Source organism: Duganella sp. P38, from assembly GCF_050859475.1.
Classification (GTDB): Bacteria; Pseudomonadota; Gammaproteobacteria; order Burkholderiales; family Burkholderiaceae_D; genus Rugamonas.
Window position 1 is genome coordinate 1,557,398 of record NZ_CP193936.1, and the last position, 18,964, is coordinate 1,576,361.

Below are 18,964 nucleotides of genomic sequence, written 5' to 3' on the forward strand. Positions count from 1 at the left end.
TTAGACTGGTCGTCTAGAAAGCGGTTAAAAAAATGTCCGGTTACAGCTTCAGCAACGCTACGGTGGCTTGCCATGCCGATTGCAAGGCGCTGGGGTCGCGGCGCAGCTTGGTCAACATGGCCGCGCCCAGCCACAGCTGGTACAGCGTTTGCGCCGTGTGGGCGGCGTCGGCTGCCGCCGGCAGCGAGCCATCGGCGGCGCCCTGTTGCAGCGTTACGGCCAGGCGGGCGATGATCTGGTTGGTGCCGTCCAGCAGCGCCAGGCGCATCGGTTCCGACATGTCGGCCACTTCGCTGCTCAGCTTGACCACCAGGCAGCGGCAGCCGCAATCCTGGTCGAACCAGCCAGTCCAGTAATCCATCAGCGCCTGCGCGGCGGTCTTGCCCGGGGCCGACAGGGTGGCGTCCATCTCGGCCAGGTACTGCGTGACGTAATCTTCCAGCAATGCTTCGCCGAACAGTTCCTTGGACTTGAAGTAATGGTAGAAGGAACCCTTGGGCACATCGGCGGCCGTCAGGATTTCGTTCAGGCCCACACCCGCAAAGCCTTTGCGGGTGATGATGGCCTTCCCCTGATCGAGAATATGCTGGCGGACGTCGGTGTATTCGGCTTTCATGCGATGCAGTATAACACAATTAGACCAGTCGTCTAGTTATCTGAAAATTTCGCCCGCGCGCTCCGGCTGGTAGGTCACTTCCAGTATGCGCAGCGTGGTCAGCTGGCCGTCCGGGCGCGGCCAGTCGATGCTGTCGCCGACTTTCAGGCCGAGCAGGGCGGTGCCGATGGGCGTCAGGATCGAGATGCCGTCCGGCAGCTCGGCCATGTCCTTGGGATAGGCCAGCGTCATGCACAATTGCTGCGGCGGGTTTTCGATTTCGAAGCGCACCTGCGAGCGCATGGTCACCACGTCGGACGGGATCTCTTCCGGCTCGACCACCTTGGCGCGCTCCAGTTCTTCCAGCAAAGCCTGGTTGTGGTCGGTGTCGAGCAGGGCTTCCAGGCGTTCGATATCCAGCGTGGACACGGTGATGTTCGGTTTCATTCTTAACTCCATAAAAAGACGTGACGGTGCCGCGTGGACCAGCGTCCACAGGCGGCTCAGGGCAGGGAGGTCGGCTCGGCAGGCGGAGAAACCGGGAGGTGTTCTGGCTTACCGAGCAAAAGAAAGGCTGGCGATATCCTTCGTGGACGCGCGTCGGCGTCCGGCCATAAACGACGCGCCCTGGTTCAGGGCGGAACCATTGCGCGGCAGGAGATGGCGGTCAGTGTTCACGGTACGTCGTCGGGAAAGCCTGTGGATGAGCCGAGTATATACCGTTTATCCCGTTCGTCAACCGTGGCGCGGCACGGCGAACGCCGACAGGTCGGCGGCGTCGGCCTCGCCGCAGTGGCGCTTGGCCAGCGCTTCGCCGACGCCGGCCGAATGCTTGAAGCCGTGGCCGGAGCAGGCCGACACCACCGTCACGCCGGGCAATCCGGGATGCGCGTCGATGATGAAATTGAAGTCCGGCGTGATGGTGTAGGTGCACACCTTGGCCTTGAGCAGGCGGCTGGAAACGCCGGCCAGCCGGCCGGCCACGTACCGGCGGTACATGGCTTCGGCCTCGGCGGCGCCGATGGCGCGGTCAATGTGGTCGGGATCGCTGTTGTCGCTGTAGTCCTCGGTGGCGATCTTGATGGCGTTCTCGCCCGGCAGCGGCGGAAAGCCGTAACTGCTGTCGGCATCGGCGCCGGTGTCGAGCCGGACGAAGACCGGCGATCCGGCGGCGTAGCGCTGCGGCTCGTCCAGCTCGAACCAGTACAGCCTTTGCCGGCAGACCGTGAGCAGGCCGGCGAACGGCTCGCCCAGCAGCTTGCCGCTCCACATGCCCGCGCATGAGATGACGTGGCCGGCGCTCAGCGTGCCGTTGGCGGTGTGCACGTCCACGCCGCCGCCGGCGCGCGCCGTCATCGACAGCACTTGCGTGTCCAGATGCAGCGCCGCGCCATCCTGCCTGGCCAGCGCGATCTGCACGGCGATGCAGCGCTCCGGCCGCACATAACCCGCGCCCGGCTCGTAATAGCCGGCCGCGTGCGGACCGTAGCCGGTGAACTGCGGGAAGCGCCGGGCGATGGCCGCGGCGTCCAGCAGCTCGTGGGGAATGCCGTATTGCCGCGCCAGCGCAGCGGTCTGGCCGGCGAAATCGGCGGCGCCGTGGCCGCGCGTGGCGACGCGGCTGTCGCTGATCATCAGCATGCCGCACGCCTCCAGCAGATGCTCGCCGCTGCGGGCCTCCAGCTCGCGCCAGATGCGGTGCGAGTTCAGCGCCAGCGGCACATATGCCGCGCCTTCGCCGATGGCCAGGCGGGTGATGCGCGTGTCGCCGTGGCTGGAACCCTGGTCATGCGGCGGCGCGTAGCGGTCGATGCCGGCCACGCGCACGCCGCGTTTGGCCAGCTGGTAGAGCGTGGCCGCGCCCATCGCACCGAGGCCGACCACGATAACGTCGTAATGCATTGCATCCTTTCGTGCTGTCAGAAGGAATGCCGTAGACCCAGGTTGTAGGCGCGGTCGCCGGAGCCGGCCTCGCTGTTGTTGGCGACGGTGTAGCCAGCGCCGTTGCGGTTGTCGATGCTGCCGTAGGCGGCGTAGACGCTGGTGCGCTTGGACAGCGGGTAGGCGTAGCCTATGCCCCAGGTGTTGGCGTCCTGATTGTACGCGGTCCGGTCATCCTTGTGCATGAGCGAGGCCATCAGCAAGCCGCGCGCCAGCGGCACGGTCACGCCCAGCAAGCCCTCGCGCCCATCGGTGGAGGCGGTCGGCGCCACGCCGCCGAAGGGATTGGCGGTGTTGCCCAGCGGCGCGCTGTTAAAGCCCTGGTCGACGCCGACTGCCGCGTAGAATCTGGCAAAGCCGGCATCGTAGTTGGCGGCCAGCAGCCGGTTGATGGCCGGGCCGCGCTGCACGGCCGGCGCCACGCTGTCGTTGTTGCGGTTGCTGTAGGCGAAGCGCACCGTCAGCGGCCCGCGGCTGTAGCCGAACGAGGCGCCGAGCTGGCGGCCGGCCTGGCTGTCGCCGGCCTGTTCGCCGGCGCTGTAGGCGATGTCGCCGCTCCAGCCGTGGTAGTCCGGCGACGCGTACATCACGGTGTTGTTGGTGCGGGCATTGGTGCCCCAGTCGGGGAAGGCGTTCTTGATGGTGCCGGCGTAGCCGGTGCCGAACGGATCGGCCACCGCCACCAGCGTGTTGTGGTAGGGCGTGGTCTGGCGGCCCAGCGTCAGGCTGCCGGCGCCGCTTTTCAGGCCGACCAGCGATTGGCGGTTGAACGGCATGCTGGACGAGGCGAAGGCGCCGCTGTCGAGACTGTAACCGGCTTCGAGGATGAAAAATGCCGACACGCCGCCGCCCAGGTCTTCCGTGCCCTTGAAGCCGATGCGCGACGCCGCAGCCGGGCCACTGGTGAGCTTGGTGACGTTGCCGTCGCTGCCGCCGCGCTCGCCAACGACGCCGATGTCGGCCACGCCGTACACGGTGACCGACGATTGCGCCCATGCGGGCTGTGCTGCGAACAGGGCCGTCATGGCGGCTGCGATACTGATTTTTTTCATAGTCTCCTCGTTATTGTGGGATGCCGTCAGCCGGGCCGCTGGCGCTGCTTGGCAAAGTATTCCATTGCCAGCAGGCGGAAGGCGGTGACGGCGGGGTTGTCCTGGTCGGGCCGCCATGCCATGCTCATCTCGGCTTGCGCCACCACGTCGGACAGCGGCCGGAATGCGACATTGTCGTAGTGGAAGCGCTGCGCCGAGGCGGGCAGGATGGACACGCCCAGCCCGGCGCGCACCATTGACAGGATCGTCGGACTCTGGTCGATGTATTGCGCGATGTTGACGTGGACATCCTTGCTGGCAAAGATGCCCATCAGCCGGTCGTAAAAATACTTGCCCTGCACCGGCGAATGCATGATGAAGGGCTGCTCGTGCAATTGCGTCAGCGCGATCTGCGCATGCGCGCACAGCGGGTGCGCGGCCGGCAGCGCCACCACCAGCGCTTCCTCTTCCACCAGCTGCAATTCCAGCTGCTGGCGCGACGACACCGGCCGCAGGAAGCCGAGGTCGATGGTGTTGGCGTAGAACGCTTCGATCTGCGCCACCGAGATCAGCTCGAACAGCACCACGTCGATATCGGGCAGCGCCTGGCGCGCGGCGGCCAGCAGCCCCGGGATCAGCTCGTAGCCGGCGGCGCCGGTGAAGCCGATGCGCACGCGGCCGGTCTTGCCCTTGCTGGCGCGGCGCACCGTGGTTTCCGCCTGTTCCGCCAGGTTCAGCAGGCGGATGGCGTCGGCCAGGAAGATGCGGCCCTCGGTGGTCAGCTTGACGGTGCGGCCGACGCGCTCGAACAAGTCGACGCCGAGGCTGTGCTCCAGCAACTGGATCTGCCGGCTCAGCGGTGGTTGTGTCATGTTCAGCAGCGCGGCGGCGCGGCGGAAATTGAGCTCGGTCGCGGCGGCAACAAAGCAACGAACCTGTCCCAGGTCTAACATGGATTGTCCTATAAGGCTGCGATAGTCGGCCATGATTATAGGTCTCTGCGGGACAGGGCGTGTGTTTGAACGGATCAGGTGGTCAGGCTGCCTTCCGGACGCTGGCCGGCCAGGCCGGCGGCCAGGCTGGCCAGCACCATCTCGCCCATGGCCGTGCGCGATTCGTTGGTGGCGCTGGCGCGGTGCGCCTGCAGCACCACGTTGTCCATCTTGAACAGCGCCTCCGGCACGTTCGGCTCGTCGACAAACACGTCCAGGCCGGCGCCGGCGATGGCGCCGCGCGACAGCGCGTCGACCAGGTCTTGCTCCACCACCAGCTTGCCGCGGGCGATGTTAATCAGGTAGCCGTCCTTGCCCAGCGCGTCCAGCACGGCCGCGTTGATGATGCCGTGCGCCTTGTCGGCGGCGGCGGCCAGCACCAGGATGTCGCTCTCGCGCGCCAGTTGCAGCAGGTCCGGAACGTAGCGGTGCGGCATGTCGTCGATCTGGCGCAGGTCGGTGTAGGCGATCGGACAGCCGAAGGCGGCGGCGCGCACGGCGATGGCGCGGCCGACCTTACCCATGCCAACGATGCCGACCCGCTTGCCGCTGAAGCGGGTCGACAGCGGAATCGCGCCCGGATGCGGATTCTGTTTCCAGCCGCCCGAGGTCACATAGCCGTGGCCGAAGCAGATCTGGCGGCAGGTGGTCAGGATCAGGCCGATGGCCAGGTCGGCCACGTCCTCGGTCAGCGCGCCGAAGGTGGCGGTGACAGGAATGCCGCGCTGGCGGGCGAATTGCAGATCGACCGCATCGGTGCCGACGCCGTTGACGGCAATCACTTGCAAGGCCGGCAAGCTGGCGATCATCTCGTTGCTGATGCCGGTGTGGCCGCCGGTGATAACGCCGCGTATCAGGCCGCCGTGTTCCTTGAGGTAAGCCACCTTGTCCTGTTGCTCGAACAGGCGGTGCACGGTGTACAGCGCGTTCAATTTATCATTGACGGCGGGCACGAGGATCGGGTTCAACTGCAAAACATTCGGCTTCATACAGGCACTCCAGGTTGGTTCGATGGCCGCATGATGGGTGGTTTCGCCGGCCGCGTCCAATCCGAAAACGCTATCAACTGATACACGCTGTGTGTGATTCAATTTGCGGATCAACTCATATCGATAAAAGATTGGACGCCATCGCCGCCGGATGGGACGATTTTGGGAACCAATAAAAACGATGGAGACGCTGCATGAGTTCTAATCTCGCCAGGAATATGCCGGCGCCGGCGCAGGCCGCCGAGCAGAAGGAAGACAAGAAGACCGGCTACCGCTGGGTGGTGATGGCCCTGATTTTCTGCATCTGGGCAATCGCCTGCGCCGACCGCGCCAACTTCGGCATCGCCCTGCCGTACATGAAGAAGGAATACCACATCACCAACACCGAGGCGGGCCTGATCCTCAGCCTGTTCTCGTTCGCCTACGCCATCGTGCAGATCCCGGTCGGCCTGCTGTACAAAAAAATGGGCGAGAAAACCAGCGGCTATTTCCTGGCCGCCTGCATGATGCTGACCTCGCTGTTCACGGCGCTGATGGCGACCACTTCCTCGGTGCTGCTGCTGCAACTGTACCGTATCGGCCTCGGCCTGGCGGAGGGGCCGCTGGGCATCGGCTGCACCAACGTCATCAACCGCTGGTTCCCGGCGCAGGAGAAGGGCCTGGCCACCGGCCTGTGGATCGCGGCGTCGAAGCTGGGGCCGCTGCTGGTGCCGTCGGTCGGCCTGGTCGTGATTTCGATCTGGGGCTGGCGCGAGATTTTCTACGTGTTCGCGATTCCCGGCTTCCTGTTTGCCGTGCTGTGGATTTTCTTCGTCACCAATTCGCCGAGCGAGAGCCGCTATTGCTCGCCGGCCGAGCTGCGCTACATCCAGGAAGAGGGCAACGTGGCGCAGGGCAAGGACGCCGCGCAGCCGCGCATGCGCAAGATGCCATGGCTGGACGCCATCAATCGCACCACGCACGTCAAGCGGCTGGAGACGGTGCGCGAGGTGGCGACGTCATGGCACATCATCGGCGTTGCCGTCGGCTATGGCTGCATGATTGGCATCAGCAACATCTTCATGTCGTGGATACCGACCTACCTGGTCACGGTGAAGGGCTACGCTTCAGTGAAGATGGGCTTTCTGGCGTCGGCGCCGTTCATCGGCGCGGTCACCGGCAACATGATCGGCGGCATTATCTCGGACCGCGTGCTGGGCGGGCGCCGCAAGCCAATGATGCTGGCGGGCGCGATCGGCACCACGTTGATGATGTGCCTGCTGCTGGCGGCGCCGGACAGCGCCGTGTTCCTCGGCGTCACGCTGCTGCTGTCGGGCCTGATGCTGGGCATCGGCTTTGCCGGCTACTCGGCGTATCCGATGGGCCTGGCCAGCAAGTCGACCTATCCGACCGCCTTCGGCATCGTCAACTTCCTCGGCCAGATTGGCGGCGCCACCGCGCCGCTGGCGGTCGGCATTTTGCTGGACCACTATGGCTGGAACAGCGTGTTCCTGTACATGGTCGGCACCGCCTTGCTGTGCGCGGTGATCGTGTTCAGCGTCATCGAGCCAGTTGCGGAACCGGCCCAGTAATGGCTAAGATCGGGTCTTTATCAAAGAAAGGCCCGCCATGACTGCAAACCGTCCAATCAAACAATGTCGTTCCCGCGCAGGCGGGAACCCATGGAACGCCGCATGGGCAGACGCAGCATGGATTCCCGCCTGCGTGGGAAGGACGTGGCAAAAGTGAAAGACATTACCGCCATGACTGACTCTTCTTCCCCGGCACGTCTGCCAATAGGCATAGCCCACGGTGTGCAATTCGACGTAGTGGCCTGGGGCCCGGCGCAGGCCGATGTCGATTTCAGCGTCGCCTGCATGTTCGAGCACGAAGTCGGCGACGCCGGCATCGCCGGCGGCTTGCTCGGACTCGACCAGGCGCTGGGCGGACAACTGAGCCGCCTGCGCGCAAACGGCGCTTTCCGCGCGCAGGAAATGGAAACCCTGCTGATCACTTTGCCGCCGCCCGGCATGGCGCCGCGCGCGGTGGTGGTGATCGGTCTCGGCGACCCGGCCACGCTCGACAGCGAGCGCCTGCGCCGCGCCACCCGCGTCGCCATGCGCGAAGCGATCCGCCACGGCGCCCGCTCGATGGCCTTCGCCCCCAGCGTGCTCGATGCCGGCCACAGCGACAACGCCGCGCTGCATATGCCAACCGTCATGCTCGACGGCATGCTGAGCGCGCTGCGTGCAGAAGTGGCGCTGGCCGCCGCCGGCCTGGCGCCGCCGCCGGCCCTGCAGCACTGCATCTTCGACGTCGGCGCGCCGCGCCTGAGCGAAGCCGCGCAAGAGTTCAGCGCCGCGTGGCAATCGCATGTTCCGGCCTGATCCGCTAGCAATCATTATTTTGATTCTTTAATGCAGCGGTGATTTTTTCGCGCAAGTCCAACCTAGAATGCAGCAACAAGCTGATCAAAAAAATAATTGGGGGACTCGTGAAAACGTCATCAAAGCAAGCCATTGGGCTGGCACGGCCAGCCATCGCCATCGCGGTCGCATCGGCGCTGTCCATGCTGGCCAGCAACGCCGCTGTGGCGCAAACTGAAGCAACGGCGCCCGGCGCGGACGCCGGCAAGGAGCCTGCCACCACCGTGATGGTGGTGGGCACGCGCAAGTCGGTGGCGTCCGCCATCGACCGCAAGATTCGCAACGCCACCGTGTCGGATTCGATCGTGGCGGAGGACATCAACCAGTTCCCGGACAAGAACGTGGGCGAGGCGCTGTCGCGCATCACCGGCGTGCAGCTGACGCGCGATTTCGGCGAGGGCTCGCAGGTATCGATTCGCGGCGTGGCGCCGGACCTGAACCGGATCGAGATAAACGGTATGTCCGTTTTAGGCACCAACGGCAACGCCGGGCGCGGCGCCGAACTGCGCGAGCTGGCCTCGGAGCTGATTTCTTCGATCGACGTCTACAAGGGCACCACCGCGGACCTGACCGAGGGCGGCGTCGGCGGCACGGTGGTGATCCGCACCCGCAAGCCGCTGGACTTCAAGGAGATGACGATTGCCGCCACCTTGGCCGGCGAGCACTCCACCAGCCGCGGCGGCGTGCAGCCGCGCGCCAGCCTGCTGTGGGCGGACAAGTTCATGGACGGCCGCCTGGGCCTGATGGCCAACCTGGTCTACGACAAGGTGCTGACGCAGAACGACTACAGCCGCAACACCAGTTGGCGCTTCCTGCGCGACTGGGATTTTTCGCCCGAGAAAACCGTGGTGTCGCTCGACCCGGCGCTGGCCGCGATCGGCTCGGTGGCCGGCTGCTCGGCCGCCAGCCTGACGGCGGCGCAAAAGACCGCCTGCCAGCAGCAGTGGTACGACTACAATCCCGGCACCTCGCGCTACGGCATCTGGACCCGCGACCACAAGCGCTCGTCCGCCGAGCTGACCGCGCAGTACAAGTTCAGCACCGAGCTGAACGCCTTCGTCAGCTACCAGCGCAACGACCAGGACCAGCGCCTGAACGACCGCAATTACGGCACCGACTTCAGCGCGCTGACGCGCCTGTCCAGCGCGGGCGTGGCGCCGGTCTACAATGCTGCCACCGGCGCGCCGAACGCCGGCACCGGCACCTGTAACGCCTTGCCGGCCAACAGTACGCCGTCCAGCATGGTGGTGGCCAACCACATCGTCACCGAGTACACGGTCGGCAATTGCCTGTACACCGGCGGCGTAGGCGGGCAGGGGCGTTCAGCACGTCGGCGCGCGACTTCAAGCTGAAGATCACCTCGGACTACCTCAGCACCGGCTTTAACTTCAAGCGCGGCGAGCTGGAGGTGGAGGGCTTGCTGAACACGTCGAAATCGACATACCACAACGAAACCAATTCGATTGTGCTGACGCAGAACGCGCCGGGCCTGAAAGTGCAGCTGGACGATCAGGGCTTGCCGCACTTTACCTTCCCGGCCGGCTACTCGCCGGACGATCCGAATTCCTACGTGCAGGCGCAACTGCAATACCGTCCTTACGAAACCAAGAACAAGGAAGACCAGGCCAAGCTGGACTTCAAATATCGCCTGGCCACGCCGTTCTTCAACAAGCTGTGGTTTGGCGCGCAGGGACGGCGCTCCGATTCGCAGCGCTATGACGGCGGCGGCTACCTGGCAAGCAACAACGGCACGGCCGCGACGGCGGACGATATCTACGTGCCGTCCGCCAACGTCAACTCGACCATCCTGTACGATCCGTTCAACACCACCGGCAAGCTGCGCGCCAGCTCGATACCGACCTATCCCAACTTCTATTACAACGACAAGTATGTGGGCAAGGCCGATATGGCGGCGCTGATCGCGGCGGTGTCGGGGCGCACGCCGGGCACCTTCTTCGGTGGCTATAGCGATGTCCGCAACGTGCCGTCCGGCTGGACGACGCCGGTGTACAACAACGCCGTGCAGTATTTCGATACCTCGCACTTCAACTTCGACAGCGTGTACTCGGCCACCGGCAGCGACGGCAAGGTGTATCCGCAGATCCCGACCTTCAAGGTAAGGGAAGAGGTGCGCGCGGCCTATATGCGGGCCGACTTCGATACCGAACTGTTCAACCGCAACCTGTGGGGCAATATCGGCGTGCGCTACACCGGCACGCGCAATACCTCTACCGGCCTGAACAAGCTGACCGTGCGCACGCCGACCGGCATCGGCACCGCCTACACCGACACGGTGATCAGCAACGGCATCGTCAGCGTCGATAGCAAATACCACGACTACCTGCCGAGCGCCAACGCCATGATGTGGCTGATTCCCGACCAGTTCATGATTCGCCTGGGCTGGGGCAAGGTCATGGCGCGCCCGGCGATCGACAAGCTGGTGCCGGCGGCATCGTGCATTATCGGCAGCGGCTCGAACCTGGTGGGCGGCGACGGCACCGACGATTGCACCGCCGGCAACCCGGACCTGAAGCCGTACCGCGCCACCAACAAGGACCTGAGCCTGGAGTACTACCCAAGCGCGGATACCCAGCTGACGGCCGGCTTCTTCCGCAAGGAGATCGACAGCTATATCGTCGACAAGGCGCTGCGCAAGGGCGCGGACCTGTTCCACAACGGCGTTCTGTTCGACGTGACCGGTCCGATGAACGGCCAGGGCGCGACCACCAACGGCGTCGAGCTGACCTGGCGCCAGGCGCTGACCTTCCTGCCGGGCTATGCGCGCGGGCTGGGCCTGGACATGAACTACACGCGCATGAACTACAAGTATGCGCCGGGCACGGCCCTGATCAATCCGCTGGACGGCACCGAGCTGACGTATCCGGGCCTGTCCAAGAACAGCTATAACGCGGCGATCTGGTACGACCTGGGCCCGGTCAACGCGCGCGTGGCGTACAACTATCGCGACCGCTATTACACCGGCAATGCGGACCAGGCGGGCAATCCGACGTTCCAGCAGAAGAGCGGCTACCTCGACGCGAAGATCCAGTGGCGCTATAACGACAAGGTGACGCTGTCGCTGGAAGGCAAGAACCTGACCGACCAGGCGCAAACCACCGACGGCGGTTCGTCGCTGCGCGTCAACGAGGTGGCGTGGGCCGGGCGGCGTTATTTCCTCACGCTGTCTGTGAAGAACTGATGAAGCGCAGGCTATTCGCCGCCATGCTGCTGTGGTGTTGCACCGCAGCGGCACTGGCCCAGGGCGACGCTGGGGTGATGCCGGAGCCGGCCAATCCGGCCTTGCCGTCGCTGGTGCTGATTGGCGACTCCACGGTGCGCAATGGCCGCGACGATGGCCAGGGCAAGGGCGCGGAAGGGCAGTGGGGCTGGGGCAATCCGCTGGCGCGCTACTTCGACGCGTCGAAGGTCAATGTGGTCAACCGGGCGATAGGCGGCTTGAGCAGCCGCACCTATCTGACGGGCGGCCACTGGGAGCGCACGCTGCAATTCATCAAGGCAGGCGACGTCGTGCTGATCCAGTTCGGCCATAACGACAGCAGCGCGGTCAACGATAGCAGCCGCGCACGCGGCACCATCAAGGGCGTGGGTGAGGAGAGCCAGGACATCGATAATCTGCTCACCGGCAAGCCCGAGACGGTGCACAGCTACGGCTGGTATCTGCGCCACTATATTGCGGCCATCAAAGCGCGTGGCGCGTCCGCCGTGATCTGCTCGCCAGTGCCGCGCAAGGCGTGGGATGCGGACGGCAAGATCGTGCGCAACCGCGACAGCTATGGCGGCTGGGCGGAACAGGTCGCGCGGCAGCAGCAGGTTGGCTTTATCGATCTGAACGGGCAGGTGGCGGCCCAGTACGACGCACTGGGGCGCGATGGAGTGATGCGCTTGTTCCCGCAGGTGACGCCGGATGAGCATACGCATACCAACATGGCCGGCGCGGAGTTGAACGCGCGCACGGTGGTGGCCGGGTTGAAGTCGCTGCGTATGCCGTTGCCGTTGTCGGCGCTGAACGCGTCGGGCCAGGCAATACCGGCGCTGGAGGACGAGCGGCCGGTGGTGGAGGCGGCCAGGGTTGCCGCTGAAAAGCCGCGCGACGCGGCCTTGCCGACCTTGTTCCTGGTCGGCGATTCCACGGTAAAGAGTGGTGGCGTCAATGGCGCCGTTGGCTGGGGCGAGCGCATTGGGCCTTTCTTTGATGCGGAGAAGATTAACGTCGTCAATCATGCGATAGGCGGCCGCAGCAGCCGCACCTTTTATACCGAGGGGCGTTGGGGGCGCGTGCTGGATCAGCTCAAGCAGGGCGATGTGGTGGCGATTCAGTTCGGTCACAACGATGGCGGCCGGATTGGCGATCCGGCGATGAAGGGGCGGGCGTCGGGCAAGGGCGTCGGTCCGGAGACGGTGGAGGACGTCCGGCCGGATGGCACGCGTGAACAAGTCCATACCTTCGGCTGGTATATGGCAAAGTATGTGGCCGATGCGCGGTCCAGGGGGCGAAGGTGATTCTGCTGTCGCCGGTGCCGCACAAGGATGGGTGGCAGCAGGGGCGCGACTTTGCCAGCGTTGCAGAGTGGGACAGGCAAGTGGCGGAGGCTGGCGGCGCGCAGTTTGCGGATTTGACGATGGTGATCAGTGACGGCTATCGCCAGTTGGGCGCGCAGACGGTTGATAGTTATTTTTCCGATGCGCGCACGCATACCAATGAGGCTGGTGCGATGTTTAACGCGCGCAGTGTCGTGTCCGCGTTCAAGGGGCTGCCGGGAAATCCTCTCGGCGCTTATCTGTCGTCTGCCGGCCAGAGGATACCGGCAGCGGCTTCCCGCTGAGTCCACGCCGCCATCCCGCCACCATTCCGCTACCGGCCTCAGCGATCAGAGGCCCCGGCCATTTCCGCCGCCGCCCGGCCCCGGACCGCGTCCGCCTGGCCCTTCGCCGGCCGGTCCACGGAACATACCGCCGCCATTGCGTAACCGCGCATCGCCAGTCACGCCGCCGAGACTGAAGCTCAGCGCCACCGTGTAGATCCGTCCAGCCTGCTTGCTGTAGCTCTCCGACTGCACGCTGTCGGAATACTGGATGTTGTGATTCACATTGCTGTTAAACAGGTCGCGTATGCTGGAACGCAAGGTAATCCCCGGCGCCAGGCGCCAGCTCCAGCCGGGATTCACCTGCCAGCTTGAGTCCACCTGATTCAGCCCGATCAGCCGCTTGCCGTTGTAATTGCCGTTGAGCTGAAAGGTGTGATCCCCCAGCGTGTACTGCGCGCGCAACTGCACGATCTTCGGATTCGACACCAGCTCCTGTTCCACCGTATAACGCGTGCCATCGCCGGCATAGCGGTTCGCCAGCACCGATTGCGTCAGGTGCTGGAAATTGATGGTCGCACCGAAGTTCAGCGTGCGCTCCGGCCGGCCCTGGAAGTTGAAGCTGACGCCATTGGTCGTCTTCGCCCCGTAGTTGACCGACTCGGTTATCACCACCGCGCTACCCGGCACCGGCGTCAAGGCGCGCCCGATCAGCGGCGCATCCTTCTCGCGGTACGGCGTGATGGTGTAGCTCAGCCAGCCCGCCTTGTCGTCGTACTTCAGCTCGTACTTATCGCCATGCATGGGCGCCAGGCGCGGATCGCCCAGCGTGTAGCTGGTATCGTTGACATACTGGATGTTCGGATTGATATCCGCCAGCGACGGCCGCGTGATACGCCGCGTGAAAGCGCCGGTCAGCGTCGAGTTGCCCAGGTCGCCCCATGCATATTGCACAAACATGCTAGGCATCAGTCGCTTGCTGGTATCGCTGCCCGAATTGTTCTGGTTGATGTAGTCGATCTCCCGGCGCACCGTCTCGTAGCGCAGGCCGGGCTTGACGGTCCAATGCTCGCTCAGGCGGGTGTTTGCGGTGAAGTAGGCGGCCCATGAGCGCTCGGTGGTTTTAAAGGCGCTGGCGCGGTTGGCGTCGATCACTTCTTCGCCGGTCAGCGGATCGATATTGAAGTAGTCGGCATCGCTCTGGCCGCTGTTGACGCCGGCCTTCACGCCTGCCGTCACCAACACCATGGGCGTGATCGCCCTGGTGTAGTCCATGCTGAATTCGTTCAGGCGGCTGGTGTTGTTGTTCCCGTTGAGGAACTGCGCGCGCGGCCCGGTCGGCGGCGTGATGGTGTAGCTGTTCAGATTGCGGTTCTCGCCCTGGCGGTCGTTGCCGGAGGTGCGGAAGTCGTAGTTCAGCTTGTCGGTCCTGTTGAACTTCTGTTCGTAGGTCAGGGCCAGCTGGTATACCGTCATGCGGCTGTCGCCGCTGCTGCTCTGGCGGTATTGCTGGTACGGCGCGGTGCCGCCTTGGTAGATCAGGTAATCGTACAGCGAGGCGTTGTCGCTGTTGGTGCGGTTGAAGTTGAGCGCCGCGCGCAGGCGGTCGGTTTCGCCGATATTGTAGGTGAGCGTCGGGTTCAGCATGAAGCTGGTCGAGTTCGAGCGGCTGGCGCCGTCGCGCCGGGTGGACGAGCTGGCCGTGCCGCTGTTGACCAGCGAATTGGACCAGCCGGTCCGCTGGTTGACATTGCGGTTGACGCCGGCCTGGCCCTCGATCTGGTAGCGGCCCTCGTTGTAGCTGCCGACGACAGAGGCGTTGTGCCGCCCATCCGGCCCGAAGCCGGCGGTGACGGCCCCTTGGCCGCCTTTCGGGCGCACGCGGCGGGTAATCAGGTTCAGGATCGGTCCACCGCCACCCTCGGCGCCGAATTCGGCGCCCGGCACGGTGATGACTTCCACGCTTTCCAGCGCTTCGGCCGGGTAGCTGTTGAGCGCGTCGCCGGCGTTGGCGCCCGAGAACATGGCCGAGCGCTTGCCGTCGACAAATATCTGCGTGTTCTGATTGCCCCGGATGGCGACCTTGCCGTCCTGGTCTACAGTCACGTTGGGCACGTTGGCGATGACGTCGGCGGCCGATGCCGCTGGCGTGATGACCTCCTGTTTCAGGTCGTAGACGGAGCGGTCGATCTGCTCGTTCGGGCGTTGCGCGACCACCTCGACGCTTTGCACGCCACTGTCGCCGGTTGGCGCGGCGTTGGTCGCGGCCGGCGCGGCGGCCGTCGTGGCTGGCGTGGCCGGTGTGGCCGTCTGCGCCGGCGCAGCCTTGGCCGCGGTTGCCGTTGCCGGCGTCGCTGGCGCGGCTTGCGTCTGCGTCTGCGTCTGGGCCGTGGCGCTGGCGCACAGCCATGCCAGCCCGGCCAGGCCGCCGGGTATCAAAATTGTCTGCTTCATGACCTTACGTTATCAGTTGGCCTTGCGGATGCGCTCTATCAGCTGCTCGGGCACCGCGATCACGGTGCCATGGCGCATGCGCTGCGGCGTGCCTTCGTCGGGGAAGTGCATCTGCTTGCTCACATCTTCCCAATGCATCAGGTCGCGCGAGCGCAGGGCGCCGTAGTGCTTGTCCATATAGGCATCATAATAAACGATCACGTCGGCGCCGATCTGAATCGCGGTCGGGCCCTCGACCCACACGCCGGGCGCAGAAATCGGCGCGCTCAGTGTGCCGAACGGCCCTTGCAGGTCCGGCGCCCCGGCCACTTGCAGGTATTTGCGTGGCGGACTGCGCGTTTCATCCTTCACCAGCAGGTAGTGCTTGCCGTTGGCGCGCACGAAGGTGGCGTCGATCACGCTGAAGCCGGGGTCGTAAAACAGCCGGGTCGGCGTAAAGGTGGCAAAGTCCTTCGTAGTGGTGGCGTACATGCGGTGGTTGTACTTGTCCTCCGACGAGCCATCCGTCTGCGGGAATTTGCCGGGCACGGTGGAAGCCCAGAAAATCAGAAACTCGCCGCGCCGATCGTCGTAGATGATCTCGGGCGCCCACGCGTTCAGCGCTCCGGCCTCGTGCGCCATCACCGGCAACTCCTTCTGCGCCGACCAATGGATCAGGTCCCGCGACGAGGCATAGCCGATATTGTTCTCTTTCCAGCCCGAGGTCCAGACCATGTGGTATGTGCCATCCGGCCCGCGCACGATGCACGGATCGCGCATCAGCCTGGCCGTGCCGACCTCCGGCTTGAGGAAGCTGCGGCCCTGGCCCAACTTGTCCCAGCGGTAGCCGTCCCTGCTGGCGGCGAGGTGCAGGCCGTCCTCGCCATTGCCGATGAAATAGGTGAACAGATAAGCGTCGGCCGCCCGCGCCGCGCCGTGCGCGCAAGCGGCGGAAAACATGGCCAGCGTCAGCAGGCGGCGCATCATCTGCCGGATCCTGCCGGCAGGTACTCGCCGATCAGCGCCAGATTCTGGATCGCCGCCAGGCCCCACTGCGCGGCGTCGTTGGTGCTGATGCCGTCGGCCTCATCGACCGGATTGAGCACCGCAGGGCCGTTGATGGTGGTGGTGCGCAGCGGCTTTAGCGGCCGGTCGAAGAACTCGCTCCACGCGCGGCGCGCCAGCGCGGCATCGCTGGTGCGCCAGGCGGCGTAGGCGGTCAGGCGCGAATGGCCGACGCGCAGCACCGTGCTGCCGCCGTGCGCCATGCCCAGCGCGCGCACCTGCGTGGCCTGGTCGGCGTTGTACAGCGTGCAGTACCGGATCCACGCGCGTTCGAAATCCTGCTGGCCGGTGAGGGCGATCAGCTCGGCGAAAATCTCCACCGCGCCGAACACCGAATTCAGGTGGCTGGCGCTGACCTTGTCGCCGGTCATATTGTGCAGGTGGCCACTGTCCTGCTCGTAGCCGGCGCGTTCGGCGTTGAAGAAGCCGTGCGGCATGGCGGCGATGTCCTTCATGCCGGTCAGCAGCTTGTCGTGGTAGCGGCGCTTGCCGCCGCGTTCCCATTCGGTCAGCCAGTTGCCGGCCAGCGAGGCCCAGTCGGTGCCGAAGCTGGCGCGCGCCGGGTACTTGCCCTTGGGCGGCGCGTCGGCGATCTTGCGCACCGGGTCGGTCGCTTCCAGCATCGAATCGGCGTCCAGCAGCTCGCGCATGATGTCGCCGATGCGCTCGTCGGCGGTCAGGTAGTAGTAGAAGCGGCGGTAGACGGCGGCACTGATGCGCAGCTGCTTGGCGCTGCAACCCCAGTGCTGCACGTTGTGGCGCGTGCCGAGGCCGGAAAAACGGCCGAGGTGGTAGATGTCAACCTCGCTGGTGTGGCGCACCATCGCCTCGGACAGGCGGAAGATGTCGGCGCGGCCGCTGCGCAGGAAGCTGTACCACAGCCACAGATCGGGCGACAGTTCGGAATTGTCCCAGGCGTAACCGCCGACGTCGTAACGCCAGACGTGGCGGTCGGCGTCGTAGCTGTGCATGACGTCGCCGTAATTCCAGAAGCCGTACCAGTGGCGCTGCTCGATCTGGCCCTTGTAGAAATCGAAGCGGCGGTCCAGCTCGTCCTCGATTGCCGTGCGCGCCGGCGTCGAGCGGTCGGGCAGGCTCCACAGGCCGCCGAACACGCCGCTGGCCAGCAAGTGCGCCGGCTGCGCCACCAGCTGCGGCGGCGTCTGCACGGCGGCGGCGATCTGCACCATGCGCTCGCGGCTCGGCGTGGCCGCCAGCGCCCACAGCGTGATCTCGCTGCTGCGGGCGACGCCGTGCGGCGTGCCGTAGCCTTTCTCGTAATCCTCGTAGGTGATGTCCAGGCCTTGCAGCTCCTGCGCGTGGGTCGTCATGCCCATGCCGTCATGGTAGAAGCGCATGTCCATCGGCGGCGCGTCGGGCGACCACATCCACAGCGTCACCTCGGCGGCGCTGGTGTGGGCGTTGCGGATGTCCAGCCGGGTAGGGTGGCGCTGCCAGAAGTCGCGCAGGCCGAACGCCACGCCGCCGCCATTGCCGCCGATGTAGCCGCTGCCGGCCGCGCGCCTGCCGGCGTCGGCATCGATCCACCCATGGCCGGGCTTGGTGCGCTTGCGGATCTGGAAGCCGTCCGCGCTCAGCTGCGACAGCGTATAGTCGCCCCACGCCGGCACCAGGTGCAGCGCTGACGACACCCGGGTTGCCATCTGCGCGATCGGCGGACATGGCAGGCCGGCCACCTGCGCCTGGCGGAAGGCGGCGCCGGGATCGCGCCGCAGCCCGGTCAGGCCCTGCACGGCCTCCGCCCACAGGCCGGGCTGCTCGCCGGCGAAGCGCACGTGGCGGTCGTACAGCGGGCCGTCCAGCGGCACATCGAAGCGCAGCCCGATGCCGCGAATGAAATCCTTGTGCTCGTCGCCATCGAACACAAAGGTATGCATGATGCGCACCGATTCCGCGCCGGCGTAAAAGTACAGCCGCAGCGAGAACGGCAGCCATGCGCGGCCGTCGGCGCTGTGCTTGCCATCGAGCTTGATGACCGCGCGCACCGGCCCGCGCTGCTCCACCGTGACGGCGCTGACGCTGCTGTCATAGCGGTGCTGGACGGTGGTGGCCGCCTCGGTGTCGGGCGTATCAGCGGTCAGCGCCACCAGGCGGCCATGGCGCGCCAGGTCGCGGCCGTCACGCGTGATGGCCTCGATCACATGCGCGCCGCGCCGCGCCACCGTGCAGCGGATCACGCCGGTGTTGACGATGATGCTGTCGCCACGCTCTTCGACCGTGACCGCCACGGCCGGCGCGGTCGCCTTGGGCACCGGCTTCAGTTGCAGCGAGGGCGACAGGCCGGCATCGGCCGGCAGCGCATGGGCGGACCACTTGATCGAACCATCCGGCCACCACGCCAGCGGCCAGCTTTGCACCGGCACCTGTGTGCCGTCCGCCGTCGCCAGCGCGAAAGCCTGCGTTTTGGCATGCCGGCCGCGCGGCCACGGCACGCCCAGCGTGGCGCCGGCGGAGAGGGCGGGAACGCCGCCTTCCAGCCAGTGCAGGTCGGCGCCGTCGCCGTTGCTGGCGGCGTTGCGCTTGGCTGGTGTAGCGGTGGCGGCGCTGGTGACGGCCGCACCGGCTGCCGTGGCAACGGCTGGCAATGCGGTGGCGGACTTCAGAAAATTGCGGCGGCTCAGTGACATGGTCTCCATCTTCTGCTTGTAATGAGATGCACCGAGTATCGG

The 18,964-nt window shown here is 65.6% G+C and carries 15 protein-coding genes; 6 read left to right on the forward strand and 9 right to left on the reverse strand.

Annotated elements, in window-relative coordinates; translation table 11 throughout:
• Positions 1-40: 40 nt before the first annotated feature.
• The 6 genes from ACRQ5J_RS07125 to ACRQ5J_RS07150 form a co-directional block, all read right to left on the reverse strand.
• A complete protein-coding gene (locus ACRQ5J_RS07125; RefSeq protein ID WP_432382140.1) occupies positions 41-616 on the reverse strand; it encodes a TetR/AcrR family transcriptional regulator in 576 nt (191 codons plus the stop codon).
• A 36-nt stretch (positions 617-652) separates the two neighbouring features.
• Positions 653-1,042 carry a nucleoside diphosphate kinase regulator gene (rnk, locus tag ACRQ5J_RS07130; protein WP_432382141.1) on the reverse strand — a complete coding sequence of 130 codons (390 nt, stop codon included), beginning with the start codon at positions 1,040-1,042 and terminating at the stop codon, positions 653-655.
• Positions 1,043-1,330: 288 nt separating this feature from the next.
• Positions 1,331-2,497 carry an N-methyl-L-tryptophan oxidase gene (gene solA, locus ACRQ5J_RS07135; protein WP_432382143.1) on the reverse strand — a complete coding sequence of 389 codons (1,167 nt, stop codon included), beginning with the start codon at positions 2,495-2,497 and terminating at the stop codon, positions 1,331-1,333.
• A gap of 17 nt (positions 2,498-2,514) precedes the next feature.
• Entirely contained in the window at positions 2,515-3,588 is a 1,074-nt protein-coding gene (locus ACRQ5J_RS07140; protein ID WP_432382144.1) for a porin, read from the reverse strand.
• Between the two features lie 26 nt (positions 3,589-3,614).
• Complete coding sequence (locus ACRQ5J_RS07145) at positions 3,615-4,520, reverse strand: LysR family transcriptional regulator (protein ID WP_432382146.1); 906 nt, start codon at positions 4,518-4,520, stop codon at positions 3,615-3,617.
• 74 nt (positions 4,521-4,594) lie between these two features.
• Positions 4,595-5,548: a 2-hydroxyacid dehydrogenase gene (locus ACRQ5J_RS07150; RefSeq protein ID WP_432382147.1), complete on the reverse strand. Its 954-nt coding sequence runs from the start codon at positions 5,546-5,548 to the stop codon at positions 4,595-4,597.
• A gap of 218 nt (positions 5,549-5,766) precedes the next feature.
• Between ACRQ5J_RS07150 and ACRQ5J_RS07155 the strand changes: the two genes are divergently transcribed.
• The 6 genes from ACRQ5J_RS07155 (at position 5,767) to ACRQ5J_RS07180 (ending at position 12,797) form a co-directional block, all read left to right on the forward strand.
• Entirely contained in the window at positions 5,767-7,119 is a 1,353-nt protein-coding gene (locus ACRQ5J_RS07155; protein ID WP_432383603.1) for an MFS transporter, read from the forward strand.
• Between the two features lie 222 nt (positions 7,120-7,341).
• On the forward strand, positions 7,342-7,914 hold the full coding sequence (locus ACRQ5J_RS07160; RefSeq protein ID WP_432382148.1) for a M17 family peptidase N-terminal domain-containing protein: 573 nt from the start codon (positions 7,342-7,344) through the stop codon (positions 7,912-7,914).
• Between the two features lie 107 nt (positions 7,915-8,021).
• Positions 8,022-9,305 (forward strand): TonB-dependent receptor plug domain-containing protein, encoded by a 1,284-nt coding sequence (locus ACRQ5J_RS07165; RefSeq protein ID WP_432382150.1) that lies wholly within the window; start codon positions 8,022-8,024, stop codon positions 9,303-9,305.
• Complete coding sequence (locus tag ACRQ5J_RS07170; protein WP_432382152.1) at positions 9,239-11,152, forward strand: TonB-dependent receptor; 1,914 nt, start codon at positions 9,239-9,241, stop codon at positions 11,150-11,152. The genes ACRQ5J_RS07165 and ACRQ5J_RS07170 overlap by 67 nt, the downstream gene beginning before the upstream one ends.
• A complete protein-coding gene (locus ACRQ5J_RS07175) occupies positions 11,152-12,474 on the forward strand; it encodes a GDSL-type esterase/lipase family protein (RefSeq protein ID WP_432382154.1) in 1,323 nt (440 codons plus the stop codon). The genes ACRQ5J_RS07170 and ACRQ5J_RS07175 overlap by 1 nt, the downstream gene beginning before the upstream one ends.
• On the forward strand, positions 12,471-12,797 hold the full coding sequence (locus ACRQ5J_RS07180; protein WP_432382156.1) for a hypothetical protein: 327 nt from the start codon (positions 12,471-12,473) through the stop codon (positions 12,795-12,797). Before ACRQ5J_RS07175 ends, ACRQ5J_RS07180 begins: the two co-directional genes overlap by 4 nt.
• A gap of 45 nt (positions 12,798-12,842) precedes the next feature.
• Here ACRQ5J_RS07180 and ACRQ5J_RS07185 read toward each other — a convergent pair whose 3' ends face one another.
• The 3 genes from ACRQ5J_RS07185 to ACRQ5J_RS07195 are packed head-to-tail and all read right to left on the reverse strand — an operon-like array spanning position 12,843 to position 18,931.
• Entirely contained in the window at positions 12,843-15,230 is a 2,388-nt protein-coding gene (locus ACRQ5J_RS07185; protein ID WP_432382158.1) for a TonB-dependent receptor domain-containing protein, read from the reverse strand.
• 12 nt (positions 15,231-15,242) lie between these two features.
• Positions 15,243-16,196 carry a glycoside hydrolase family 43 protein gene (locus ACRQ5J_RS07190; RefSeq protein WP_432382159.1) on the reverse strand — a complete coding sequence of 318 codons (954 nt, stop codon included), beginning with the start codon at positions 16,194-16,196 and terminating at the stop codon, positions 15,243-15,245.
• A complete protein-coding gene (locus tag ACRQ5J_RS07195) occupies positions 16,193-18,931 on the reverse strand; it encodes a Tat pathway signal sequence domain protein (protein ID WP_432382161.1) in 2,739 nt (912 codons plus the stop codon). Before ACRQ5J_RS07195 ends, ACRQ5J_RS07190 begins: the two co-directional genes overlap by 4 nt.
• Positions 18,932-18,964: the final 33 nt, after the last annotated feature.

Coding starts and splice junctions, on each gene's coding strand:
- ACRQ5J_RS07125 (WP_432382140.1), bottom strand. CDS start 616: ATGAAAGCCGAATACACCGACGTCCGCCAGCATATTCTCGATCAGGGG.
- rnk (WP_432382141.1), bottom strand. CDS start 1,042: ATGAAACCGAACATCACCGTGTCCACGCTGGATATCGAACGCCTGGAA.
- solA (WP_432382143.1), bottom strand. CDS start 2,497: ATGCATTACGACGTTATCGTGGTCGGCCTCGGTGCGATGGGCGCGGCC.
- ACRQ5J_RS07140 (WP_432382144.1), bottom strand. CDS start 3,588: ATGAAAAAAATCAGTATCGCAGCCGCCATGACGGCCCTGTTCGCAGCA.
- ACRQ5J_RS07145 (WP_432382146.1), bottom strand. CDS start 4,520: ATGTTAGACCTGGGACAGGTTCGTTGCTTTGTTGCCGCCGCGACCGAG.
- ACRQ5J_RS07150 (WP_432382147.1), bottom strand. CDS start 5,548: ATGAAGCCGAATGTTTTGCAGTTGAACCCGATCCTCGTGCCCGCCGTC.
- ACRQ5J_RS07155 (WP_432383603.1), top strand. CDS start 5,767: ATGCCGGCGCCGGCGCAGGCCGCCGAGCAGAAGGAAGACAAGAAGACC.
- ACRQ5J_RS07175 (WP_432382154.1), top strand. CDS start 11,152: ATGAAGCGCAGGCTATTCGCCGCCATGCTGCTGTGGTGTTGCACCGCA.
- ACRQ5J_RS07185 (WP_432382158.1), bottom strand. CDS start 15,230: ATGAAGCAGACAATTTTGATACCCGGCGGCCTGGCCGGGCTGGCATGG.
- ACRQ5J_RS07190 (WP_432382159.1), bottom strand. CDS start 16,196: ATGATGCGCCGCCTGCTGACGCTGGCCATGTTTTCCGCCGCTTGCGCG.
- ACRQ5J_RS07195 (WP_432382161.1), bottom strand. CDS start 18,931: ATGGAGACCATGTCACTGAGCCGCCGCAATTTTCTGAAGTCCGCCACC.